Source organism: Saccharopolyspora kobensis (genome assembly GCF_900108315.1).
GTDB classification, from domain to species: domain Bacteria; phylum Actinomycetota; class Actinomycetes; order Mycobacteriales; family Pseudonocardiaceae; genus Saccharopolyspora; species Saccharopolyspora kobensis.
Window position 1 is genome coordinate 39,083 of sequence record NZ_FNVB01000013.1, and the last position, 22,477, is coordinate 61,559.

The following is a 22,477-nucleotide window of genomic DNA, read 5'->3' on the forward strand; positions in this document are numbered from 1 at the left end:
CCCTCCTTATGTACGTCCAGTACGCGGCGTCGGGGCTGTCCTCGCCGGACGGACGCTGAGAACCCGCGGCGGCGCGAGTGGCGAGCCTGCTCACCGAGAAGAGCGAGCGGCTCGCGCCGCTCGCGGAACGGACCGAAACGTGAGGGGGCTCGCTTGATCGAGTTCCAGGCCGTGCGCAAGGAGTACCAGAACGGCACCGTCGCCGTCCACGAGCTCAGCCTGTCGGTGCGGACGGGCACCATCACCGTGCTGGTGGGTCCTTCCGGTTGCGGGAAGACCACGTTGATGCGGATGGTGAACCGGATGATCGAGCCGTCGTCGGGCAAGGTGCTCGTCGGTGGCACCGACGTGCGCGAGCGCGACCCGGCGGAGCTGCGCCGCGGCATCGGCTACGTGATCCAGCAGGCGGGACTGTTCCCGCACCGCACCGTGCTGGACAACATCGCGACCGTGCCGCTGCTGCACGGCCGCAGCAAGCAGGAGGCCCGGCAGCGCGCCGGTGAGCTGCTGGAGCTGGTCGGGCTGCAGCCCGAGCTGGCCAAGCGCTACCCGGCGCAGCTCTCCGGCGGACAGCAGCAGCGCGTCGGGGTGGCCAGGGCGCTGGCCGCCGATCCGCCGGTGCTGCTGATGGACGAGCCGTTCAGCGCCGTCGACCCGGTGGTGCGCGAGGGCCTGCAGGACGAGCTGCTGCGGTTGCAGGACGAGCTGGACAAGACGGTCCTGTTCGTCACCCACGACATCGACGAGGCCATCAAGCTCGGGGAGAAGGTCGCGGTGCTGCGGCAGGGCGGCCACCTCGCCCAGTACGCCGAGCCCGACGACCTGCTGGCCGAACCGGCCGACGACTTCGTGACCGCCTTCGTCGGCCGCGACCGCGGCTACCGCCGACTGTCCTTCGTGGACTCCGACAGCCTGAGCCCGCAGCCGGTGGACACCGTCGAGCTCGGCACCCGGGTGGACCGGCAGCAGCAGTGGCGGCTGGCGCTCGACGACGCCGGCCGGCCGCGCGGCTGGCTGCCGCCGGAGACCGAAGTGGACGGTCCGCTGAGCGAAGACCGGCTCGTGGCGGGTGGTTCGCTGTACTCGCGGGGCGCTCCGCTGCGCGGCGCGCTGGACGCCGCGCTGTCGGCGCCGACCGGGCTGGGCGTGGTGGTCGACGGCGACGGCGGATACGTCGGCGTGGTCACCGCCGAGCACGTGCTCGGCGTGATCGAGCGGCACCGCCGCCCCGAGGGGCTGCCGTGATCGACTACTTCGGCAGCCCGAGCAACCGGGAGCTGGTGCTCGAACAGCTCACCGAGCACATCTACCTGGCCCTGCTTCCGCTGCTGCTCGGCGTGCTGCTGGCGCTGCCGCTGGGGCGGCTGGCGCAGCGGGTGCGCTGGCTGCGCGGCGCGTTGCAGGGCACCGCGAACGTCGTCTACACGATCCCGTCGCTGGCGCTGTTCGTGATCATCCCCGGGCTGCTGGGCACGCCGCTGCTGTCGTCGGTCAACGTGGTCATCGCGCTGACCCTCTACACCGCGGCGCTGCTGGTCGGCCCGGTCAAGGACGCGCTCGACTCGGTGCCGGTGCACGTCGTCGCCGCCGCCACCGCGCTGGGCTACCGGCCCGCCCGGCGGTTCCTCACCGTGGAGCTGCCGCTGTCGGTGCCGGTGCTGGCCGCCGCCGTGCGGGTGGCCTCGGTCAGCAACATCAGCATGGTCAGCGTCGGCGCGCTGGTCGGCATCGGCGGGCTGGGTAGGCTGTTCACCGACGGCTTCCAGCGCGACTACCCGGAGCAGATCGTCATCGGCATCGTGCTGACGCTGCTGCTGGCGCTCGTGGTGGACCTGCTGCTGGTGCTGCTGTGGCGGCTGGCCACGCCGTGGGCGCGAGCGGGGGTGAGCGCGGCGTGATCGGCGAGCTGATCGCCTGGCTGGCCGACCCGGCGCACTGGACCGGGCCGGGCGGGATCCTGGCGCAAACGCTGCTGCACCTCTACTACTGCGTGGTGTCGGTGGCGGCGGCCTCGCTGGTGGCGGTCCCGCTGGGTGTCTACATCGGACATACCGGACGGGGTGCGGTGCTGGTCGTCGGTGTCGGCAACGCGATGCGCGCGCTGCCCACCCTGGGCCTGGTGACGCTGCTGGTGCTGGGCTTCGGGCTCGGTGAGCTGCCCGCGCTGGCCGGACTGGTGATCCTGGCGATCCCGTCCATCCTGTCCGGCACCTACGCCGGGATCCGCAGCGCTCCGGCCGACGCGGTGGACGCCGCTCGCGGCATGGGCATGACCGCCGCGCAGCGGCTGTGGCAGGTGGAGCTGCCGACCGCGCTGCCGCTGGTGCTCGGCGGGGTGCGCAGCGCGATGCTGCAGGTGGTGGCCACCGCGGCCGTCGCCGCCTACGTCGGGCTCGGCGGGCTGGGCCGGATCCTGCTGGACGGCTTGAAGATCAGTGACTACGCACAGATGGCTTCGGCCGCGATCGTGATCGCGGTCCTCGCGGTGCTGCTCGACCTGGTGCTGGCCGGTGCGACCCGGCTGCTGGTGCCGCGCGGTCTGCAGCTCGCCGCCCGACGAGGAGGTAAGGACTGATGAAGCGGTTTCTGGCGTGCGCTGCCGCGGCGGCGCTGCTGCTGACCGGCTGCGGATCGCAGGACCCGTTGGCGGCCAGCGGGAACCAGGGCGGGACGCTCGTGGTCGGCTCGGCTGACTTCGCCGAGAGCGAGCTGCTGATGCACATCTACGCGGAGGCGCTGAAGACCACCGGCGCCGACGTGCAGACCAAACCGCGCATCGGCGCCCGCGAGTTCTACGTGAACGCGGTGCGCAACGGGGAGCTCTCGGTGGTGCCCGACTACACCGGGAACCTGCTGGCGTACCTGGACCCGCAGGCCACCGCGACCGAGTCGCAGCAGGTCTACGACCAGCTCGCGAAGACCGTGCCCGGTGAGATGGAACTGCTGGCGCAGTCCCCGGCGGAGGACTCCGACGTGCTGACCGTCACCGCCGCCACCGCGGACAGCGGGCTGCGCTCGATGGCCGACCTCGGGCCGCGCTGCGGTGAGCTGGTGCTGGGCGCTCCGGCGGAGTGGAAGTCGCGCTGGGAGGCCAAGATCGCCGAGGACTACGGCTGCAAGTTCAAGGAGATCCGGCCGGTCGAGGCGGGCACCATCACGGTGAACGCGCTGACCGACGGGCAGATCCAGGTGGCGAACCTGTTCACCACGTCCTCGCAGATCGCGGAGAAGAACCTGGTGAAGCTGGACGACCCGAAGAACATGTTCCCGGCGCAGAACGTGGTTCCGCTGGTGCACAAGGGGAAGCTGACCCCGGAGCAGGGTGCGGCGCTGGACAAGGTGTCGCAGGCGCTGACCACCGAGAAGCTGACGGACCTCAACCGCCGCCTGGAAGTGGACAAGGCCAACCCGGCAGACCTGGCCAAGGAGTTCATCGCCACCGCGGGCCTGTGAACCCGAGCCTCGAAGGGCGCCTCCACCACGCGGAGGCGCCCTTCGGGCGTCTTCGGAGGTCAGCGCCGGTGACACCGGGTCGGGTGCGGGCCCGGGACGCCCGGCCACCGGGCAGCGAGCCCCTGGACAGAGGCGTCGCCACCGAGTGAGGGGTGAACTTCCGCAATTTCAATTGAAATTGCGTCACCCCTCAAGGTGACTGCCCACCGCCTTGGGCCCGGCCCGATCCCGCCTCGCGGCCGCACCGAGCACTCAGGTCTTCCGTTCGGGCGGCGTGTTCGTCCTGGTCCGCGCGGACGGATTCTGCAGCGTTCGTTGAGGACCGGTGCGTCGCCGAGCACCGCGTCCAGCTGGGCGGACGGGCGGTGCGTCGGTGCCTGTCAACGGTCGGATCCGGGGTCCGCGCGGCGGCCACGGTGCCGTCAGGCGGTGCGGCCGCTGATCCGGGTGGTGAGCTCGGCCGCCGTGCGGTGGACCTGGGCTGCCAGGTCGGGCCAGGTCTCGGCGCACGGGCCTTCGCAGATGTGCCGGAAGGTCACGCTGATCGCCGCGATCGGGCGGCCGCCGTGGTCGAACACCGGGCTCGCCACCGAGGCGAAACCAGCCGTCACGAAACCGTCCTCGACGGCCCACCCGAGGCGCTGCTCGGTCGCGAGCAGGCGGCGCAGCTCGGGGAGGTTGCGCGGGCCTCGGTCGGTGCGGCGGACGAACCGCTCGTTGGAGGGCAGCAGGGCGCGCACCTGCGCCGCGGGCAGGTGCGCCAGCATCGCGCGGCCGGACGCGGTGAGCTGGGCGGGCAGGCGCACGCCCACGTCGGTCACCAGCGTCTGCGGCTGCGACGGGCGCTCCTTGATCAGGTACAGCGACTCACCGCCGTGCAGAACGCCCAGGTGCGCGGTGGCGCCGACCTCGTCGACCAGGCGGCGCAGCAGCGGCCCGGCCAGCCGCTCCAGCGGGTCGTGGCGGAGGTAGGCCGAGCCGAGCTCGAAGGCCGCCATGCCCAGGCCGTAGCGGCGTTCCTCGGGCAGGTGGGTGACGAATCCGGCCGCCACCAGCTCCGCCAGCAGGTGGTAGGTGGTGGAGCGCGGCAGCTCCAGATCGCGGGCGATGACGCCGGCCGACACCGGTCCGGCCCGCCCGGCCAGCAGCCGCAGGACGGCCAGGCCCCGCCGCAGCGCGGGCACGTCGCTGCTGCTCACAGCACCTCCTCGAACGCATCGGGCTGTCTGGGATACCAGACGTTGTCACTCTATCCGGGCTTCTGCGAAACGTCTCCGGGCGCTGGTATGGAGGCATGGAAGACAACGCCCTGAACCTCGGCCCGGAACCGCTCGGCCGCGACCAGGTCATCTCGGTCGCCCGCGGTGGGGCCCGGGTGGTGCTGACCCAGCTCGCCGAGCAGGGCATCGCCACCACCCGCAAGCACGTCGAGGCGCTGGCCGCCGAACAGCGCCCGGTCTACGGGATCTCCACCGGGTTCGGCGCGCTGGCCGTCCGGCACATCCCGGCGGACCGGCGCGCAGCGCTCCAGCAGGCCTTCGTGCGCTCGCACGCGGCGGGCACCGGCCCGGCGGTGGAACCGGAAGTGGTGCGCGCGCAGATGCTGCTGCGCCTGCACACCGTCGCCACCGGTCGCACCGGGGTCCGCCCGGCGACCGCGCACGCGCTGACCTCGATGATCAACGCCGGCATCGTGCCGGTGGTGCACGAGTTCGGCTCGCTGGGCTGCTCCGGCGACCTCGCGCCGCTGGCCGCGGTGGCGCTGGCGCTCACCGGTGAGGGCGAGGTCTTCGACGCCGAGGGCGTCCGGCGCCCGGCGTCCGAGGCGCTGGCCGCGGCCGGGATCGAGCCGGTGACGCTGGTGGAGAAGGAAGGCCTGGCGCTGACCAACGGCACCGACGGCATGCTCGGCATGCTGGTGCTCGCGGCGCACGACATCAAGGCCCTGCTGGACGTGGCGGACGTGACCGCGGCGATGAGCGTCGAGGCGCTGCTGGGCACCGACCGGGTCTTCGCCGCCGATCTGCAGCGGCTGCGCCCGCACCCGGGGCAGGCGGTGTCGGCGGCGCGCATCTCCGCGCTGCTGGCCGGATCGCCGATCGTGGCCAGCCACCGCGGCCCGGACTGCACGCGCGTGCAGGACGCGTACTCGCTGCGCTGCTCCCCGCAGGTGCACGGCGCGGCGCGCGACACCGTCGCCCACGCCGAGGCCGTCGCCGACTGCGAGCTGGCCGCGGCCATCGACAACCCGGTCGTGCTCGACGACGGGCGCGTGGAGTCCAACGGCAACTTCCACGGCGCGCCGCTGGCCTACGTGCTGGACTTCCTGGCCATCCCGCTGGCGGACGTGGCCAGCATGGCCGAACGCCGCACCGACCGGATGCTCGACGTGGCCCGCTCGCACGGGCTGCCCGCGTTCCTGGCCGACGACCCGGGCGTGGACTCCGGGCACATGATCGCGCACTACACCCAGGCCGGTCTGGTCTCCGAGCTCAAGCGGCTCGCGGTGCCCGCCTCGGTGGACTCGATCCCCACCAGCGCGATGCAGGAGGACCACGTGTCGATGGGCTGGTCGGCGGCCCGCAAGCTCCGCCGCGGCATCGACGCGATGGTCAGCGTGCTGGCCGTCGAGCTGCTCACCGCCGCCCGCGCCCTCGACCTGCGCGCCCCGCTGGAACCCGGCCCGGCCACGGCCGCGGTGCGGGACCTGCTGCGCACCCGCGTGCCCGGCCCGGGCTCCGACCGGCACATCGCGCCGGAGATCGCCGCGGCCGAAGAACTGATCCGCTCCGGCGCGGTGCGCGACACCGTCGCCGAGTTCCTGTGACCCGGAGGGTTGTCATGAGCCAAGCCCGACCCGTGCGCGCTGCGCGCGGCACGACGCTGACCGCGCGCAGCTGGAGCACCGAAGCACCGCTGCGGATGCTGCAGAACAACCTCGACCCGGAGGTCGCCGAGCGGCCCGATGACCTGGTCGTCTACGGCGGCACCGGCAAGGCGGCCCGCAACTGGGCGTCCTTCGACGCGATGGTGCGCGAGCTGACCGACCTGCGCGAGGACGAGACGCTGCTGGTGCAGTCCGGCAAGCCGGTCGGCGTGCTGCAGACCCACGAGTGGGCGCCGCGGGTGCTGATCGCCAACTCCAACCTGGTCGGCGACTGGGCGAACTGGACCGAGTTCCGCCGCCTCGACGCGCTCGGCCTGATGATGTACGGGCAGATGACCGCAGGCTCGTGGATCTACATCGGCACGCAGGGCATCCTGCAGGGCACCTACGAGACGTTCGGCGCGGTGGCCGCCAAGCGCTTCGGCGGCACCCTGGCGGGCACCTTGACGCTCACCGCCGGGCTCGGCGGCATGGGTGGCGCGCAGCCGCTGGCGGTGACCATGAACGACGGCGTGGCGCTGGTCGTGGAGTGCGACCCGGAGCGGGCGCACCGCCGCGTCCGGCACAACTACCTGGACGAGGTGGCCGAGGATCTCGACGACGCGATCGCCAAGGCCGTTGCGGCGAAGGAGCAGCGGCGCGCGTACTCGGTCGCGGTGATCGGCAACGCGGCCGAGGTGCTGCCGGAGATCCTGCGCCGCGGCGTGCCGGTGGACATCGTCACCGACCAGACCTCCGCGCACGACCCGCTGTCCTACCTGCCGCTGGGCGTGGCGCTGGAGGACTGGGCCGACTACGCAGCGGCCAAGCCCGAGGAGTTCACCGAGCGGGCGCGCGAGTCGATGGCCAAGCACGTGGAAGCGATGGTCGGCTTCCTCGACGCGGGCGCGGAGGTGTTCGACTACGGCAACTCGCTGCGCGGTGAGGCGCAGCTGGCCGGCTACGAGCGCGCGTTCGCCTACCCGGGCTTCGTGCCCGCCTACATCCGGCCGCTGTTCTGCGAGGGCAAGGGCCCGTTCCGGTGGGCGGCGCTGTCCGGCGATCCGGCCGACATCGCGGCGACCGACCGGGCGATCCTGGAGCTCTTCGGCGAGGATGAGCACCTGTCCCGGTGGATCCGGATGGCAGGCGAGCGGGTGTCGTTCCAGGGCCTGCCGGCGCGGATCTGCTGGCTCGGCTATGGCGAGCGCGCGGCGGCCGGGGAGCGGTTCAACGAGATGGTGGCCTCCGGCGAGCTCAAGGCGCCGCTGGTGCTGGGCCGCGACCACCTGGACTGCGGTTCGGTGGCCTCGCCGTACCGGGAGACCGAGGCGATGGCCGACGGCTCGGACGCGGTCGCCGACTGGCCGCTGCTGAACGCGCTGGTCAACACGGCATCCGGCGCGACGTGGGTGTCGCTGCACCACGGCGGCGGCGTCGGCATGGGCCGTTCGCTGCACGCCGGTCAGGTCACCGTCGCCGACGGCACCGAGCTCGCCGGGCGCAAGCTGGCGCGGGTGCTGACCAACGACCCGGGCATGGGCGTCATCCGCCACGTCGACGCGGGTTACCCGCGCGCGGAGGAGGTCGCGGCGGAACGCGGCGTCCGGACGCCGCTGGTGTGATGCGGTGCGGCCCCGGCGGGGACGTGGCGATTCCGCCCGTCTCCGCGGGGCCGCTTCGGCGATTTCGCGCACTTCGCCGGGTTCGACAGTTGTTCTGCCCCGGGCCGGTCGGGAACCGGGGGACCGCGTTCAGGAAGGGGTCGAGGTGGTTTCACCAGGTGCGTTGTTGGCGGCGATCGACGGGGTCGGTGCGGACCGGCGGCGGGGCGGGTTCTCGCGGCACGTCTTCGACGACGCCGAGCGGCAGCTGCGCGAGTGGTTCGTCGAGCAGGCCGAGCGGCGGGGCCTGCAGGTCACCACCGACCGCAACGCCAACATCTGGGCGTGGTGGGGCGAACCGGGCGACGACGCGGTCGTGACCGGCAGCCACCTGGACTCGGTGCCCGGTGGCGGTGCCTTCGACGGGCCGCTGGGCGTGGTCAGCGCGCTGAGCGCCGTGGACCTGTTGCAGGAGCGGGGTTTCCGGCCGCGGCGACCGCTGGCGGTGGTGGTGTTCGCGGAGGAGGAAGGCGGCCGGTTCGGCGTCCCGTGCCTCGGTTCGCGGCTGCTGGCCGGGACGATCGACGCCGACCGAGCCCGCGCGCTGCGCGATCCGAGCGGCGTGACCTTCGCCGAGGCGATGAGCGCCGCGGGCGCGGACCCGTCCCGGGTGGGGCGCGACGAGGAGGCGCTGCGGCGCATCGGGCAGTTCGTCGAGCTGCACGTGGAGCAGGGGCGCGGGCTGATCGACCTGGACCGGCCGGTCGCGGTGGCCTCATCGATCCTGTCGCACGGCAGGTGGCGGTTCCGGTTCAGCGGCCAGGGCAACCACGCGGGCGCCACCCTGCTGGCCGACCGGCGCGACCCGATGCTGCCCGCCGCGGAGCTGGTGGTCGCCGCGCGCCGGGCGGCCGGATCGGTCGCCGACGGCCGGGCGACGGTGGGCAGGCTGGTGCCGACACCGGGCGGCACCAACGTGATCGCCTCCACTGTGGACGTGTGGTTGGACGCGCGGTCGCCGCAGGACGCCGACACCCGATCGATGGTGGCGGACCTGACCGGTGCGGCGCGGGAACTCGCCGCCGCCGAGGGCTGCGAGGTGGAGGTCGTCGAGGAGTCCTACGGCGACACGGTGCACTTCGACCCGGCGTTCCGCGACCGGCTCAGCGGACTTCTGGACGGCGCACCGGTGCTGGCCACGGGCGCCGGGCACGACGCGGGCATCCTCGCCGCCGAGGTCCCGACCGCGATGCTGTTCGTGCGCAACCCGACCGGCATCAGCCACGCCCCGGAGGAGCACGCCGAGGACGACGACTGCACCGAAGGTGCGCATGCGCTCGCGCGCGTTCTGGAACACCTGGACCATTGATCCCGGACTCGGTTCGGGTGGCGGCATCTCAGACGTTCCCCGGGCTGCGGGAGCCAGGAAGCGTCCGAGATCCGGTTGCGAGTGCGGGTTGAGCGCTGCGCGCTCGCGGCAGCTGAAGGCGTTCGCAGGCGTCGCGGCTGCGGACCAAGAGAGAGTCTGGTGGGGTGAGTGATGACGACGTACTGGTGCGAATGGGCCTGGTTACCGCAGGGGCCGCAGCCGGGCGTGCGGTTCGAGGTGGAGCGCGGCCGGATCACCGCGGTGGCGGTCGACGTCCCGGCGGCAGGTGCCGAGCAGCTGCCGGGAATGGTGCTGCCGGGCCTCGCCAACGCCCACTCGCACGCCTTCCACCGGGCGCTGCGCGGCTGGCACACCGGCTCGCGCGGCACCTTCTGGACCTGGCGCGAGCAGATGTACCAGGTCGCGGCGGCGCTGGAGCCGGACAGCTACTACCGGCTCGCGCGCGGGGTGTACGCGGAGATGGCGCTGGCCGGGATCACCTGCGTCGGTGAGTTCCACTACCTGCACCACGCCGCGGGCGGAACCCGCTACGCCGAGGCGAACGCGATGGGCGAAGCGCTGGCGCAGGCCGCGCGGGACGTGGGAATCCGGCTGACGCTGCTGGACACCTGTTACCTGGCGGGCGGTTTCGGCCGTGATCTGGAAGGCGTGCAGCTCCGGTTCTCCGACCGGGACGCGGCGGGCTGGGTGTCCCGAGTGGACGAGTTCACAGTGGACGAACGGGTTCGCCTCGGCGCTGCGGTGCACTCGGTGCGGGCGGTGCCGGACGCGGCGATCCCGGAGGTCGTCGGTTGGGCGCGCGGCAAGCCGTTGCACGTCCACCTCTCCGAGCAGCGCGCGGAGAACGAAGCGTGCCTGGCCGCGCACGGCTGCACGCCGACGCAGCTTCTGGACTCCCACGGCGCGCTCGGCCCGGGCACCACCGCCGTGCACGCCACCCACCTGAGCGCCGGTGACGTGGCGCTGCTCGGCGGCAGCGGCACCGGGGTGTGCCTGTGCCTGACCACCGAAGCCGACCTGGCCGACGGCATCGGCCCGGCCCCGCAGCTGCGGGTCGCCGGGAGCAGGCTGTCGATCGGCAGCGACGGGCACTCGGTGATCGACCCGTTCGCCGAGGTGCAGGCGATCGAGTCCTACCAGCGGCTGGCCACCGAGACCCGCGGCCACTTCGCCGCCGGGGACCTGCTCGACGCGGCCGCCGAAGCCGGCCACCGCTCCCTCGGCTGGACCGACGCCGGTCGGCTGGAAGTGGGCGCCCGCGCCGACTTCGTGGCGATCGACCTCGGCTCGACGCGCCTGGCCGGTGCCGCACCCGAAGCCGTCCCGGCCGTCGCGCGGGCCGCTGACGTGCGAGAAGTGATCGCCGACGGGGAGCGCATCGTGCACGACCGGGCGCACCGCGCCGTCGACACCGCGCGGGAGCTCCGCGACGCGATCGCCGACCTGCGAGTACTAGGAGCGAGGACCAGCTAGCGATGGCAACCACTGTTATTACCGGAATCGGTGAGCTGACCACCAACGACGAGGCGCTCGGCACGCTCGCCGACGCCGCCCTGGTCCTGGACGGCGACCGCGTCGCCTGGGTCGGCCCGGCGGCGAAGGCGCCCGACGCCGACGAGCGGATCGACGTGGCGGGCCGCGCCGTCCTGCCCGGCTGGGTCGACAGCCACACCCACCTGGTCTTCGCCGGGGACCGCACCGCGGAGTTCGCCGCCCGCATGGCGGGCCGGCCCTACCAGGCGGGCGGCATCGCGGTGACCGTGGACGCCACCCGCGCGGCCACCGACGAGGAGCTGGCGGCGAACCTGCGCGCCCACCTCGACGAAGCCGCCGCCCAGGGGACCACCTGCGCGGAGACCAAGACCGGCTACGGCCTGACGGTCGCCGACGAACTGCGCTCGGCGAAACTGGCCGCCGAAGCCGACGAGGTGACCTTCCTCGGTGCGCACCTGGTGCCGCCGGGCACCGACGCGGACAGCTACGTGGACCTGGTGTGCGGGGAGATGCTCGACGCGGTGGCCCCGCACGTGGGCTGGTGCGACGTCTTCTGCGAGCACGGCGCGTTCGACGCCGACCAGTCCCGGCGGGTGCTGGAGGCGGCGAAGGCGCGCGGCCTGGGACTGCGCGTCCACGGCAACCAGCTCCAGCAGGGGCCGGGTGTGCAGCTGGCCGTCGAGCTCGGCGCGGCCAGCGTGGACCACTGCACCTACCTCAGCGAGTCCGATGTGGACGCGCTGGCGGGTTCGGAGACGGTCGCGACGTTGCTGCCCGCGTGCGACCTGTCGACCCGCCAACCGCTGCCGGATGCCCGAGCGCTGCTCGAAGCGGGCGCGACGGTGGCCCTGGCCTCCAACTGCAACCCGGGCTCCTCCTACACCTCCTCCATGGCCTACTGCGTGACCACGGCGGTCCTGCAGATGCGGATGACCGTGGAAGAAGCGGTCCGCGCGGCGACCCTGGGTGGTGCGAAGGCGCTGCGTCGCGACTCCGGCGAAGGCGCGGTCGGCGTGCTGCGCGAAGGCGCCCGCGCGGACGTGCACGTCCTGGACGCGCCGAGCACGACCTGGCTCGCCTACCGCCCCGGCGTGCCGCTCACCCACGCCGTCTGGCGCAAGGGCCGGCGAATCCGCTGATCAGGCTTTGTGAGTGGCGATGGTGGAAAGAGCAACCATTGCCACTCACGAGGTTGTTCACCGGCAGTGCGGACACGGTCCAGCACTCCCGCGCCAGCCCTCGCGGACGAGGACCTCGGCCACCTCGGCAGCGACCGCGCACGGAGTGTTGTGAACCTCGTGCCAGCCGTACACGAGGCGGGCGCGACCAGCCAGTTCCGCAGCGTTGTCACGACGTCGGTCCCGGAAGGCGACCCGGTCCGTGGCGTGAAACTCGCGGCCGTCGAGGCGAACCGTGACCTGTGCTCCGGCCGAGTCGTAAGCGACGTCCTCCCACAGCACGATTCCGTCCACGTCGAACGGCACTTGGCGCAGGCCCGCGGGCAGGCGGTGCGCACGTTCGACCTGGACCAGGTACTCGGCCTCCAACGCCGAGACCGCGCCTCCGAGCATCATCTCCAGCGCGTTCTTGAGCACCTTCGCGCGGCGGAACGGTGGCCTCCGTTCGAGCTGGTCGTGCACCAGCGCGATCGGGATCCGGTTCGAGCCGACGAGTTGGATGAACGTGTTCCGCGCCGCTTCTGCGGAGGGTTCGCTGGCTGCCACATCGATGACGGTGTCCTCGCGGTTCGTGCGTGGTGGGTCTGACGGCGCGACGATGTGCTTGAACGCGCGAGACCGGTGAACGTGGACGAAGGGTGTTTGTGAAACCGCCGAATTGCCGTATGGCACGGTGATGTGCACCGGGGCATCCGCTTCGGCCGGGAGCATTCCCCACTCCTCGGCCGCGGTGCGGTGGCTGAGCACTGCCCACGGCCCGCCGTACAGCAGTGCCGCTGAGATCAGAGACGATCTCGGGAGCGGTCCGGTGAAGACCGCGTACACCGCGGGCAGGACGCGCCGCCACCGCTGCGCTGCGAGTTGAGCTCGGAGCGCGTTCCGGGAAACGCCGAGGTCGGCCAGTTGCGTGGTGCTCACGACGCCGGACTGCGCATCGACGAGCTTCCGCCACCGCTCGCGATCCTCGTGCGAGCGGAGGGCGTCGATGGACCATTTCGGATTCGTTGACATGAACCCAAGATCCGAGCGGAACGCCATCGGCGCCAGAGGGCCCCGTGAATCTGTGGACAACTGCGTCCGTTGTGGACAACCTCGATGACTCGAAAGCGCGATTGGGTCGGTGCCGGTCTCGTGAGTGGTGATGGTGATAAGAGCGACCATCGCCACTCACGGGAGTGGTTCAGAGGAAGTTTTCCGGATCTTCTTGACTTCCAGTTATGTCGAAGTTCGAGGCTGATCTCACCTACGGAGGACGGAGTCGGAGATGCGTGCGGTGGAAGTGACCCGGTTCGGTGGACCGGAAGTGCTGTCGGTGGTCGAGGCGGCCGCTCCGGAACCGGGCCCGGCACAGGTGGTGGTGCGGATGTCCGCAGTGGACGTCCTGTTCCTCGACACCCAGTTGCGCGGCGGTTGGGGCGAGGACTTCTTCGGGTTCGATCCGCCGTACGTGCCCGGTGACGGTGTGGCCGGTGAAGTGGTGACCGTCGGGGCGGACGTCGATCCGTGCTGGCTGGGGCGGACCGTCATCGCCAGCACCGGGAACAGCGGCACCTACGCCGAGCTCGTGGCGGTGGACGAAGCAGCGCTGATCGCCGTTCCGGACGGGTTGACGGCGCACGAAGCGGCATCGCTGCTGCACGACGGGGCCACCGCGGTGTGGTTGGCCGAAGCCGCCGGCATCCGGCCCGGGGACCGCGTCCTGGTCACGACGGCGGTCGGCGGAGCCGGATCGCTGCTGGTGCAGCTGGCGCGCGCCGCCGGTGCGCAGGTGATCGGCCTGGCGCGGGGCGAGGTGAAGCTGGAGCTGGTGCGCTCGTTCGGCGCGGACGCGGTCGACTACACCGACGCCGACTGGGTCGAGCAGGTGCGCGAGCTGACCGGTGGTGGCGTCGACGTGGTACTCGACGGGGCAGGCGGCCGGACCGGCAGCGATGCGTTCGGAGCGGTCAACGACGGTGCCCGGGTCTTCACCTACGGCGCGCCCGGTGGCGATTTCGCCGAGTACGACGAGGCGGAGGCGAAGCGCCGCGAGCTGACCGTGATCGGGCTGCTCGACAAGCAGCCGGATGTCGGAGGACTGCGCGTGATGGCAGCGCGCGCCCTGGCGGAAGCCGCGGCCGGGCGGATCAAGCCGACCATCGGCCGGACGTTCCCGCTGGAGCGCGCGGCCGAAGCGCACGCCTCCGTCGAGGCCCGCACCTCGCCGGGCCGGACGCTCCTGGTCGCCTGACCGGCGCGAAACGCCTGTTCAGGTGTGGTGCGTGACAGGAAGGTTCCCATGCTCGCAACCGGTCGCCGGTGACAGGAAAGTTCCCATGCTCAGGCGAGCGGGTGGCGGTGAAGATCCCGCTCGGAGCAGCCGGTCGCCGGTGACAGAAAGGTTCCCTTCCTCGCATCGTCGGCCTCGGGATGACAGGAAGGTTCCCATGCTCGCGGCTGCGCTCAGCCGGTTCCGGGGGCGTGGTCGAGGCAGCAGCGGACGAAGTCCTGGACGACCGGGTTGGCGTCGTCGGCCGGTGCCCAGGCGACGCCGACCCGGCTCGGGCCGACGCCGGTGACCGGGCGGTAGGTGACGCCGGGGCGGGCGTAGAAGCGGGCGGAGGATTCCGGGGCGAGCGCGACGCCGTAGCCGTTGGCGATCGCGCTGAGCCAGGCGTCGGGCTGGTCGGCGACGGCGCCGATGCGGGCCGGGTGGCCGCCGCGCTCTTCCACGCCCAGCCAGTGGTCCCGCCACCAGCCAGTCTCCTCGGGAGCCGCCACGAACGGTTCGTCGCGCAGCTCGTGGAACGCGATCTGCTCGCGCGCGGCGAGCGGATGCGTCGAAGGCAGCGCCACCCAGCGGGGTTCGGTGAGCAGGACCGCCACCCGCAGCGCCTCCTCGCCCGGGAACGGCAGCCGCAGCAGGGCCACGTCGACGTCCCCGTCGGCCAGTCCGGCGGTCGGGTTCGACCACGAGGCCTGCTGCATGTCGACCCGCCAGCCGGGGCGGAGCCGGCCGAACGCCGCGACGATCCGCTGGGTCGCCTCGTTGGCCGCGCTGGCGAGGAAGCCGACTCGCAGGACCCGCGCTTCCCGGCTGGCCGAGCTCCGCGTTTCCCGCAGCGCCTCGTCCCAGCCGGACAGCAGTCCGGGCACCCGCGCGGCCAGGGTGCGGCCGGGGCCGGTGAGGGCCATGCCGGTGCGGGAGCGGGTGAACAGCTGGACGCCGAGCAGCGCTTCCAGCTGCTTGATCTGCTTGGTCAGCGCGGGTTGGGAGACGAACAGGAGCTCCGCGGCGCGGGTCAGGCTGCCCGCTTCCGCCACTGCGGCGAAGTAGCGCAGCAGCCGCGTGTCGACATCCATGCCACCAGGTTATAGGTGCAGGTATTGGACGCAAACGGCGTCGGTGGAGAGGCTGGGGGAGTCAGCTGCTGCGGAGGAGGGAACCAGTGCTCACCGCCTATTTGATCGTCACGTCGATCACGATCCTGTTCAACGCCGGGATCGCCGCCGCCGATCTGGCCCGGGCGAAGTTCGTCCTGGCCAACTCGGCGGCCGTGCAAGTGCCCGCGTCGTGGCTCCCGATGCTCGGATCGCTCAAAGCCGCGGGGGCGCTCGGCCTCCTGGTAGGACTGCTGGGCGTGCGGTTCATCGGCATCGCCGCGGCGGTCGGGCTCGTCCTGTTCTACGTCGGCGCCATCATCGCCCACGTGCGCGCCCGCCAGTACGCCACGCTCACCGCTCCCGGGCTGTTCCTGGGCTTCGCCACCGCGACGCTCGCCCTCAGCATCGGGACGTGAACGCCGCCTCGCGCGCGTAAGCACAATCCGGTCCGTTGACAGCTGGACGGACCGGACAATTTCGATCACGTTTTTGTCCGGACACGACAATGGGCGTTTCTCCGGGCTCGGCCATCCTCGGAGTGGAACGCCGGTGTCGATGCACGGGAGGGCTGGTCATGGTCGGCGATATCGCACATGTCCGTCGTGACCGCCGCGTGCCCGACCGGTCGTTCGCGGTCGGCTGTTCCCGGCCGATGCGGAGCTGCTGCTCGCCGGAAGCGAAACCCGCCTCCCGCTGAGCGCCCCGCCGATTCCGGCACCCCGCGCCGAAACGCCGCGCTCCTCTTCCGAGCTGCCGCGATGCACTCCAGGTGCTGCGAATTCGAACGCGTCCAGGACTTGCCACCCAACGATCGAAACCGAGGAAACGATGACCACTGCTCAACCCCGCTGGCTGACCAAGGAAGCCCATGCCCGGTTGCGCGCGGAGCTCGACGACCTGCTCGCCCGCCGCACCGAGAGCGAGGGTGAGGAGGAGGCGCAGCGCCGCGCCCGCATCCGGGAGATCCAGGAGCTGCTGCGCGATGCGGTGGTCGGTGAAGCGCCGCCGGACGACGGCATCGCCGAACCCGGCATGGTCCTCACGGTCCGCTTCGAGGACGGCGACACCGAGACGTTCCTGCTCGGCGCGCGTGGCGGCGCCGATGACGACCTCGACGTCTACTCGCCGGAATCGCCGCTCGGCGCGGCGCTTTCCGGAGCCAAGCAGGGCGAGCGGCGCACCTACGCGGTCCCGAACGGCGGCACGGCGGAAGTGACGCTCGTGCGGGCCGTGCCCTACGGACAACACCGCAGGTGAAAGGCCTGTACGCGGGCACGTTCTCGATCGCCGCGTACGACGTGGCCGCCGGCTGCGCAGGTATCGCGATCAGCACGCGGATGCCCGCGATCGGGTCGCTGGCCGTCCATGTGCACGCCGATTCCGGAGCCGTCGCGACCCAGGCGCTGATCAACCCGCTGCTCGGGGCAGACGGGTTGGAGCTGCTCCGCACGCACTCCGCCGAAGCGACGCTGCACGAACTGATCGCATCGGACCCGGGCGCGGACGCCCGGCAGGTCGCGGTCGTGGACCGGCACGGCCGCGCGGCCGCTCACACCGGCTCGGAGACCCACCCGTGGCGCGGCCACCGGGTGGGCCCGGGCTACGCCGTCGCGGGGAACATGCTGGTGGACGCGCGAACCGTGGACGCCATGGCCGAGCGGTTCGAAGCGACCGCGGGCGAACCGCTGCACGAGCGACTGCTCGCCGCCCTCGAAGCCGGTCAGCGGGCCGGCGGCGACCGGCGCGGGAAGCAGAGCGCCGCGCTGCACGTCAACACCGGTGCACCGCACCCGCACCTCGACCTGCGGGTGGACGACCACCCCGAGCCGGTCGCCGAGCTGCGCCGGATCCACGAGGTCGCCAAGCGCGAGCTGCTGCCGTTCGTCGCGGCCCTGCCCACCAGGGAGAACCCGCTGGGCGGGTTCGAGGAACTGCTCGGCTGACTCACTCCGCGCCCGGGTGCTCCAGCAGCGCGTCAAGCACCACGCGCACCAGCGGGTGCTCGTCCCGCCCGCACTGGACAGCCGCGAAGACCCGGCGGGTCGGTGCCTTGCCCGCCACCGGCCGCGACACCGCGCCGAGATCACCGGAGATCGCGGTGCGCGGCACCAGCGCCACCCCGGTGCCCGCCGCCACCAGCGCCTCGACCGCGCGGAAGTCGTCGGAGGTGTGCGTGATGGCCGGGACGAAACCCGCGTTCTCGCAGGACACCTGCGCCACCGCACGGCACGGGTTGCCCGGCAGCGGCGCGATCCACTCGGCCTCGCGCAGCTCGCCCAGAGCCACTTCCGGCGCGTTCGCGAGCGCGTGACCGGCGGGGAGCACGACGTCGAACGGCTCGGCGTAGAGCGGGAAGCGGGTCACCCGGCGCGCATCGGCGTGCAGAGTGGAGGTGTACTCCATCGAGATCGCGATGTCGATCTCCCCGGCCAGCAGCATCATCAGGCTGTTGTGCGCCTCGGCGTCGCGCACCAGCACCCGCACGTCCGGCGCGCGCCCGCGCAGCGCCACGATCGCCGGAGCCACCACCTGCGTGATGGCCGAGGCGAACGACGCCACCTCGACAGTGCCCACGGTGCCCGCCGCGCACGCCGCGAGACTCGCCTCGGCCCGCTCCAGCTCGGCCAGCACCGCCTTGGCGTGCTCCACCAGCAGCTCACCGGCGGCGGTCAGCCGGACCCGCCGCCCCTGGCGCACCAGGAGCGGCTGCCCGACCTCGTTCTCCAGCGCGGTCAGCTGCTGCGACACCGCCGACGGCGTCAGGTAGAGCCGTTCGGCCGCCGCGCGCACCGTGCCGTGGTCGGCGAGCGCGCGGAGGATCAGCAGCCGCCGCGGGTCAATCACCCGTCGATGCTAACCATCCTGGCGCGGGCCGCGACGAACGCCGCCACCGCCCGCTCCACGTCAGCCGCGGTGTGCGCGGCCGACATCTGGGTGCGGATGCGCGCCTTGCCCTTGGGCACCACCGGGTAGGAGAAGCCGATCACGTAGACGCCCTCGGCCAGCAGCAGATCCGCCATCCGGGCCGCCTCGGCGGCGTCGCCGATCATCACCGGGATGATCGGGTGCTCACCGGGCAGCAGGTCGAAGCCCTCCTCGGTCATCCGACGCCGGAACAGCTCGCTGTTGTCCTGCAGCTGCTGCCGCAGCTCCGGCTGCGAGGCCACCAGGTCCAGCGCGGCCAGCGAGGCCGCCACGATCGACGGGGCCAGCGAGTTCGAGAACAGGTACGGCCGCGACCGCTGCCGCAGCAGCTCCACGATCTCCGCGCGACCCGACACGTAGCCGCCGCTGGCGCCGCCGAGGGCCTTGCCCAGCGTGCCGGTCACGACGTCGACCTTGTCGGTCACCCCGAACAGCTCGGGCGTGCCGGCGCCGTTCGGGCCGGTGAAGCCGACCGCGTGCGAGTCGTCCACCACGACCAGCGCCTGGTACTTCTCGGCGAGCGCGCAGATCTCGTCCAGCGGCGCCAGGTAGCCGTCCATCGAGAACACGCCGTCGGTGACGATCAGCTTGCGCCGCGCATCGGCGTTCTCCTGCAGCAGCCGCTCCAGATCGGCCATGTCCCGGTTGCGGTAGCGACCGCGGCGGGCCTTGCACAGCCGGATGCCGTCGATGATGCTCGCGTGGTTGAGCTCGTCGGAGATCACCGCGTCCCGCTCGTCGAGCAGCGTCTCGAACAGCCCGCCGTTGGCGTCGAAGCACGAGCTGTACAGGATCGTGTCGTCGGTGCCCAGGAACTGCGACAGCCGCCGCTCCAGTTCCTTGTGCGGGGCCTGCGTGCCGCAGATGAACCGCACCGAGGCCATCCCGAAGCCCCACTTCGACAGGGCCTGCTCGGCGGCGCCCAGCAGCGCGGGGTGGTCGGCCAGCCCCAGGTAGTTGTTCGCGCAGAAGTTCAGCACCTCCGCGTCGGCGACGCCCACCCGGGCGCTCTGCGGCGACTCCAGCACCCGCTCGTCCTTGTACAGGCCTGCCGCGCGGATCTCGTCCAGCTCGGCGCGCAGCCCCTCGGCGATCGTGTACATCAGGCGGAACCCTTCGCTGTCCAGTCGAGGATGATCTTCCCGCAGCGTCCGCTGCGAGCCGTCTCGAAAGCCTCGGCGTGCTCGGTGTAGGGGAAGCGGTGCGTGATCACCGGCGTCAGGTCCAGCCCGGACTCCAGCAGCACCGACATCGAGTACCAGGTCTCGAACATCTCGCGCCCGTAGATGCCCTTGACGGTGAGCATCTTCAGCACCACGGCGCTCCAGTCCACCGGGAACTCGGCGGCGGGCAGCCCGAGCATCGCGATCCGGCCGCCGTGCGACATGTTCGCCACGGTCTCCCGCAGCGCGTCGGGCTGACCGGAGACCTCCATCGCGACGTCGAAGCCCTCGCTCATCCCCAGCTGCTGCTGCGCCTCGGCGAGCCGCGTCGTGGAGACGTCCACCGCCAGGTCGACGCCGATCTTGCGGGCCAGCTCCAGCCGGTGCTCGCTGACGTCGGTGATCACCACGTGCCGGGCACCGGCGTGCTTGGCCACCGCGGCGGCCATCAGCCCGATCGGCCCGGCGCCGGTGATCAGCACGTCCTCGCCGACGACCGGGAAGCTGAGCGCGGTGTGCACGGCGTTGCCGAACGGATCGAAGATCGCCGCCACGTCGGGATCGATCTCGCCGCGGTGCACCCACACGTTCTGCTCGGGCAGCACCGCGAACTCGGCGAACGCCCCGTTGTGGTGCACGCCGAGCCCCTTGGTGTTCGCGCACAGGTGCCTGCGCCCGGCCTGGCAGTTGCGGCACTTCCCGCACACGATGTGGCCCTCGCCGCTGACGAAGTCGCCGACCGCGGCCCGGGTGACGGCGCTGCCGGTGGCCACGACCTCCCCGGCGAACTCGTGGCCGACGACCAGCGGTGTCGGCACGGTCCGGGCGGCCCACTCGTCCCACGAGGCGATGTGCAGGTCGGTCCCGCAGATCCCGGTGCGCAGCACGCGCACCACGACGTCGTTGGGGCCAGGCGTCGGGTCGGGGACCTCGGCCAGCTCCAAGCCCGGCGCGGGCGAGGTCTTCACCAGTGCGCGCACGGTTCCTCCGCTCTCGATGGCTGTGTCGCAAACGGAGTCTGGCCCGACCCCGGCGGGCCGTCCATCTCGACTTTCTGCACTGGCTGGTTAGCAGCGCTGCACAGCGGCCGGGGCAGGGGCGAGGATGGGAACCTTCCTGTCACCGGCGCACCGGCCGCTGCGAGGAAGGGAACCTTCCTGCCATCCCGATTGCGGGCTTGACCTCCACCAAACTGGAAGTTCGAGGATGGTCGGGCAACCCCTCGCCGATCACGCGGAGCGTCCGATGAATCCTGACCGAATCGTGTTGCCGGAAATCACCCGAACCGATGTCGGCACGATCCTGGTGAGCCCGTGGCTGGTGGGCACGCCGGAGCGGCAGCGCGCCGCGGTGGACGCGACGATCGAGGAGTGGAAGGCCGCGCCCTGGCCGGAGGCCTTCCTGTCGCTGAACTGCTTCGTCAGCCTGGACGGTGAGGCCGTCCTGAACTACGCGCAGTGGACCGACGACGAAGCGCACCGCGAGTTCGTCCGCACCTACCGGCCGACCCTGGTGCGCGGCATCGACGAGGCGGTCCCGGGCATCGAACGGCCCGGACTGGTCAGGTACCGCCTGCGCGGCAGCATCGTCGCCGACGGGCCGGGCGGCGAGGTCGTCGCGGCGTTCGTCTCGGAGGCCGACGGGCCGGAGCACGCGGAGCGGCTGGTGGCCGAGGCGCAGGCCCGGCTCGGGACTCCGCCCGACCTCCCGTTGGGCTTGCGAGCGGCCCACTTCCACATCAGCACCGATGGCAGCCGCGTCCTGGTCTACGAGGAGTGGGCCGACGAGCGCAGCGCCGCCACCAGCCCCAACCACGGCCAGCCCGCGGCCGCGCGCAACCTCTACCGGCTCCGCCGCAGCCTCACCCGCCACCACCTTTGATGCGAGCAGGGGAACCTTCCTGTCACCGGCTCGCCCGCCGGTGTGAGGATGGGAACCTTCCTGTCATCCCGGCCGCGAAGCCGACCCGGTGTCAGGCGGGCCGGTAGGTCAGCAGGACGTTGCCGGACTGGAAGCTCGTGGTCCGCAGGAGTTCGAGCTCGACCTGGCCGCCCAGCGTCGAGTACACCGGGACGCCTTCGCCCAGGAGGAGCGGGAAGACGATCATGCGCAGCTCGTCGATCAGTCCCAGCTCCAGCAGGCTCGCGGTCAGCTGCACGCTGCCGAACAGCGCGATCTCCTTGCCGGGGCGGTCCTTCAGCTCCTTGATGGCCCCGGCGAGGTCGTCGCGGACCAGCGTGGTGTTGTTCCAGTCGGCCCGCTCGAGCGTCGAGGACACCGCGACCTTGGGCATGCTGTTCATGAACTCGATGATCTCGGGGTCGCCTTCGGTGGCGTTCGGCCAGTGCGCGGCCATGTGCTCGTAGGTCTCGCGCCCGAACACCAGCGTGTCGATGCAGGCGTTCTGCCGGTTGCAGAAGTCGAAGAACTCCTGGTCGACGTTGGGGAAGTCGAAAGCCTCGTTGGTGCGCTTGTAGTAGCCGTCGAGGCTGATGCCGGTGAACGAGATGAGCTTGCGCATGGGGAAGCGATCTCCTGAAGTCCCGTGGCTCTTCCAAAATCCGATTGCATTTTACAATCGGATTGGAGGTTAGCAAGAGCGGATCACGGCGTGCAACGGGTGCGTCGCGATCAGCGGCGGCCGTTCTCGCCGGCTCGGGCCGCCGTCATGCATTCGAACCCGTTCGTGGGCGTGCGCCACGGGAGAACCGACGTCGTCCTCATCAACGACCGGCGCAACGTGCTGCGCCTCGGCCTAGGAGCACGACGCTGGCCCGAAAACGGAAAAGAGCCCCGCCGCCACTCTCGTGGTCGGATCGGGGCTCATCCGGCAGCTGCTCGCGCCGTCACTCGTCGTCGGCGTCGTCGCGGGCGAGGAACGTGGCCAGCCGCTCGGTGGCGTCCTCGAACTCGGGGTTCTGGTCGACGAAGGCGCGCATCCGATCGGCTACCCACGACAAGGTGACCGAGTCGTCACCGCGACGGTCCTCAAGCTCCTCGATGCCGCGGTCGGTGAAGTACACCGCTTCCTCCTAGGGGTT

22 protein-coding genes are annotated in these 22,477 nt (G+C 71.8%); 14 read left to right on the forward strand and 8 right to left on the reverse strand.

Translation table 11 applies throughout. The annotated features are described in order from the left end of the window. Positions 1-153 precede the first annotated feature (153 nt). Genes C4T78_RS32720 through C4T78_RS32735 form a run of 4 tightly spaced genes read left to right on the forward strand, consistent with a single transcriptional unit; the run spans position 154 to position 3,453 of the window. Positions 154-1,245, forward strand: a complete 1,092-nt coding sequence (locus C4T78_RS32720) for an ABC transporter ATP-binding protein (protein ID WP_093356957.1) — start codon at positions 154-156, stop codon at positions 1,243-1,245. Then, positions 1,242-1,898: an ABC transporter permease gene (locus tag C4T78_RS32725; protein WP_093157906.1), complete on the forward strand. Its 657-nt coding sequence runs from the start codon at positions 1,242-1,244 to the stop codon at positions 1,896-1,898. Before C4T78_RS32720 ends, C4T78_RS32725 begins: the two co-directional genes overlap by 4 nt. Further along, positions 1,895-2,575 (forward strand): ABC transporter permease, encoded by a 681-nt coding sequence (locus C4T78_RS32730; RefSeq protein ID WP_093157978.1) that lies wholly within the window; start codon positions 1,895-1,897, stop codon positions 2,573-2,575. Before C4T78_RS32725 ends, C4T78_RS32730 begins: the two co-directional genes overlap by 4 nt. Further along, positions 2,575-3,453 carry an ABC transporter substrate-binding protein gene (locus tag C4T78_RS32735; RefSeq protein ID WP_093356958.1) on the forward strand — a complete coding sequence of 293 codons (879 nt, stop codon included), beginning with the start codon at positions 2,575-2,577 and terminating at the stop codon, positions 3,451-3,453. Before C4T78_RS32730 ends, C4T78_RS32735 begins: the two co-directional genes overlap by 1 nt. A 422-nt stretch (positions 3,454-3,875) precedes the next feature. Here the strand turns inward: C4T78_RS32735 and C4T78_RS32740 are convergent, their stop codons facing one another. Then, positions 3,876-4,652 carry an IclR family transcriptional regulator gene (locus tag C4T78_RS32740; protein WP_093356959.1) on the reverse strand — a complete coding sequence of 259 codons (777 nt, stop codon included), beginning with the start codon at positions 4,650-4,652 and terminating at the stop codon, positions 3,876-3,878. A 95-nt stretch (positions 4,653-4,747) separates the two neighbouring features. Here C4T78_RS32740 and hutH point away from each other — a divergent pair, with 95 nt between their 5' ends. The 5 genes from hutH to hutI all read left to right on the forward strand — a co-directional run bounded on the left by hutH (position 4,748) and on the right by hutI (position 11,946). Then, positions 4,748-6,280, forward strand: a complete 1,533-nt coding sequence (hutH, locus tag C4T78_RS32745) for a histidine ammonia-lyase (RefSeq protein WP_093356961.1) — start codon at positions 4,748-4,750, stop codon at positions 6,278-6,280. A 14-nt stretch (positions 6,281-6,294) separates the two neighbouring features. Beyond that, positions 6,295-7,944: a urocanate hydratase gene (hutU, locus tag C4T78_RS32750; RefSeq protein WP_093356962.1), complete on the forward strand. Its 1,650-nt coding sequence runs from the start codon at positions 6,295-6,297 to the stop codon at positions 7,942-7,944. Positions 7,945-8,089: 145 nt separating this feature from the next. Then, complete coding sequence (locus C4T78_RS32755; protein WP_093356963.1) at positions 8,090-9,292, forward strand: allantoate amidohydrolase; 1,203 nt, start codon at positions 8,090-8,092, stop codon at positions 9,290-9,292. 171 nt (positions 9,293-9,463) lie between these two features. Then, positions 9,464-10,786, forward strand: coding sequence for a formimidoylglutamate deiminase (locus C4T78_RS32760; RefSeq protein ID WP_093356965.1), 1,323 nt, complete (start codon positions 9,464-9,466; stop codon positions 10,784-10,786). 2 nt (positions 10,787-10,788) lie between these two features. Beyond that, the gene (hutI, locus tag C4T78_RS32765) at positions 10,789-11,946 is read left to right on the forward strand and encodes an imidazolonepropionase (RefSeq protein WP_093356966.1); all 1,158 of its coding nucleotides are present in this window, start codon (positions 10,789-10,791) and stop codon (positions 11,944-11,946) included. 57 nt (positions 11,947-12,003) lie between these two features. Here the strand turns inward: hutI and C4T78_RS32770 are convergent, their stop codons facing one another. Then, the gene (locus C4T78_RS32770) at positions 12,004-12,669 is read right to left on the reverse strand and encodes a putative endonuclease domain-containing protein (RefSeq protein WP_235863782.1); all 666 of its coding nucleotides are present in this window, start codon (positions 12,667-12,669) and stop codon (positions 12,004-12,006) included. 580 nt (positions 12,670-13,249) lie between these two features. On the opposite strand from C4T78_RS32770, the gene C4T78_RS32775 reads away from it, so the two are divergent. After that, positions 13,250-14,215, forward strand: a complete 966-nt coding sequence (locus C4T78_RS32775) for a zinc-binding dehydrogenase (RefSeq protein WP_093356968.1) — start codon at positions 13,250-13,252, stop codon at positions 14,213-14,215. A gap of 212 nt (positions 14,216-14,427) precedes the next feature. On the opposite strand, the gene C4T78_RS32780 is transcribed toward C4T78_RS32775, so the two are convergent. Next, positions 14,428-15,327: a LysR family transcriptional regulator gene (locus C4T78_RS32780; protein ID WP_093356970.1), complete on the reverse strand. Its 900-nt coding sequence runs from the start codon at positions 15,325-15,327 to the stop codon at positions 14,428-14,430. An 86-nt stretch (positions 15,328-15,413) separates the two neighbouring features. On the opposite strand from C4T78_RS32780, the gene C4T78_RS32785 reads away from it, so the two are divergent. From C4T78_RS32785 to C4T78_RS32795, 3 genes are all read left to right on the forward strand, one after another. Beyond that, the gene (locus tag C4T78_RS32785; RefSeq protein WP_093356971.1) at positions 15,414-15,764 is read left to right on the forward strand and encodes a DoxX family protein; all 351 of its coding nucleotides are present in this window, start codon (positions 15,414-15,416) and stop codon (positions 15,762-15,764) included. 412 nt (positions 15,765-16,176) lie between these two features. Continuing rightward, complete coding sequence (locus C4T78_RS32790; protein ID WP_093356973.1) at positions 16,177-16,605, forward strand: GreA/GreB family elongation factor; 429 nt, start codon at positions 16,177-16,179, stop codon at positions 16,603-16,605. Further along, entirely contained in the window at positions 16,602-17,291 is a 690-nt protein-coding gene (locus tag C4T78_RS32795) for a DUF1028 domain-containing protein (protein WP_218161705.1), read from the forward strand. Before C4T78_RS32790 ends, C4T78_RS32795 begins: the two co-directional genes overlap by 4 nt. 1 nt (position 17,292) lies before the next feature. Here the strand turns inward: C4T78_RS32795 and C4T78_RS32800 are convergent, their stop codons facing one another. Genes C4T78_RS32800 through tdh form a run of 3 tightly spaced genes read right to left on the reverse strand, consistent with a single transcriptional unit; the run spans position 17,293 to position 20,416 of the window. After that, a complete protein-coding gene (locus tag C4T78_RS32800) occupies positions 17,293-18,192 on the reverse strand; it encodes a LysR family transcriptional regulator (RefSeq protein ID WP_093356974.1) in 900 nt (299 codons plus the stop codon). After that, on the reverse strand, positions 18,189-19,376 hold the full coding sequence (locus tag C4T78_RS32805; RefSeq protein WP_093356976.1) for a glycine C-acetyltransferase: 1,188 nt from the start codon (positions 19,374-19,376) through the stop codon (positions 18,189-18,191). Before C4T78_RS32805 ends, C4T78_RS32800 begins: the two co-directional genes overlap by 4 nt. Continuing rightward, positions 19,376-20,416: an L-threonine 3-dehydrogenase gene (tdh, locus tag C4T78_RS32810; protein ID WP_093356978.1), complete on the reverse strand. Its 1,041-nt coding sequence runs from the start codon at positions 20,414-20,416 to the stop codon at positions 19,376-19,378. Before tdh ends, C4T78_RS32805 begins: the two co-directional genes overlap by 1 nt. Before the next feature lie 265 nt (positions 20,417-20,681). Here tdh and C4T78_RS32815 point away from each other — a divergent pair, with 265 nt between their 5' ends. Next, positions 20,682-21,317: a hypothetical protein gene (locus C4T78_RS32815; RefSeq protein ID WP_093356979.1), complete on the forward strand. Its 636-nt coding sequence runs from the start codon at positions 20,682-20,684 to the stop codon at positions 21,315-21,317. 91 nt (positions 21,318-21,408) lie between these two features. Here C4T78_RS32815 and C4T78_RS32820 read toward each other — a convergent pair whose 3' ends face one another. Together C4T78_RS32820 and C4T78_RS36665 are read right to left on the reverse strand one after the other, a co-directional pair. Then, positions 21,409-21,957 (reverse strand): dihydrofolate reductase family protein, encoded by a 549-nt coding sequence (locus C4T78_RS32820; RefSeq protein WP_093356981.1) that lies wholly within the window; start codon positions 21,955-21,957, stop codon positions 21,409-21,411. 325 nt (positions 21,958-22,282) lie between these two features. Beyond that, entirely contained in the window at positions 22,283-22,459 is a 177-nt protein-coding gene (locus tag C4T78_RS36665) for a DUF6104 family protein (RefSeq protein ID WP_093157878.1), read from the reverse strand. Positions 22,460-22,477: the final 18 nt, after the last annotated feature.

Excerpts from the sequence above, each read along its gene's own strand:
- C4T78_RS32735 (WP_093356958.1), top strand. The coding sequence starts at position 2,575 with ATGAAGCGGTTTCTGGCGTGCGCTGCCGCGGCGGCGCTGCTGCTGACC.
- hutH (WP_093356961.1), top strand. The coding sequence starts at position 4,748 with ATGGAAGACAACGCCCTGAACCTCGGCCCGGAACCGCTCGGCCGCGAC.
- hutU (WP_093356962.1), top strand. The coding sequence starts at position 6,295 with ATGAGCCAAGCCCGACCCGTGCGCGCTGCGCGCGGCACGACGCTGACC.
- C4T78_RS32760 (WP_093356965.1), top strand. The coding sequence starts at position 9,464 with ATGACGACGTACTGGTGCGAATGGGCCTGGTTACCGCAGGGGCCGCAG.
- hutI (WP_093356966.1), top strand. The coding sequence starts at position 10,789 with ATGGCAACCACTGTTATTACCGGAATCGGTGAGCTGACCACCAACGAC.
- C4T78_RS32775 (WP_093356968.1), top strand. The coding sequence starts at position 13,250 with ATGCGTGCGGTGGAAGTGACCCGGTTCGGTGGACCGGAAGTGCTGTCG.
- C4T78_RS32780 (WP_093356970.1), bottom strand. The coding sequence starts at position 15,327 with ATGGATGTCGACACGCGGCTGCTGCGCTACTTCGCCGCAGTGGCGGAA.
- C4T78_RS32790 (WP_093356973.1), top strand. The coding sequence starts at position 16,177 with ATGACCACTGCTCAACCCCGCTGGCTGACCAAGGAAGCCCATGCCCGG.
- C4T78_RS32805 (WP_093356976.1), bottom strand. The coding sequence starts at position 19,376 with ATGTACACGATCGCCGAGGGGCTGCGCGCCGAGCTGGACGAGATCCGC.
- C4T78_RS32815 (WP_093356979.1), top strand. The coding sequence starts at position 20,682 with ATGAATCCTGACCGAATCGTGTTGCCGGAAATCACCCGAACCGATGTC.
- C4T78_RS32820 (WP_093356981.1), bottom strand. The coding sequence starts at position 21,957 with ATGCGCAAGCTCATCTCGTTCACCGGCATCAGCCTCGACGGCTACTAC.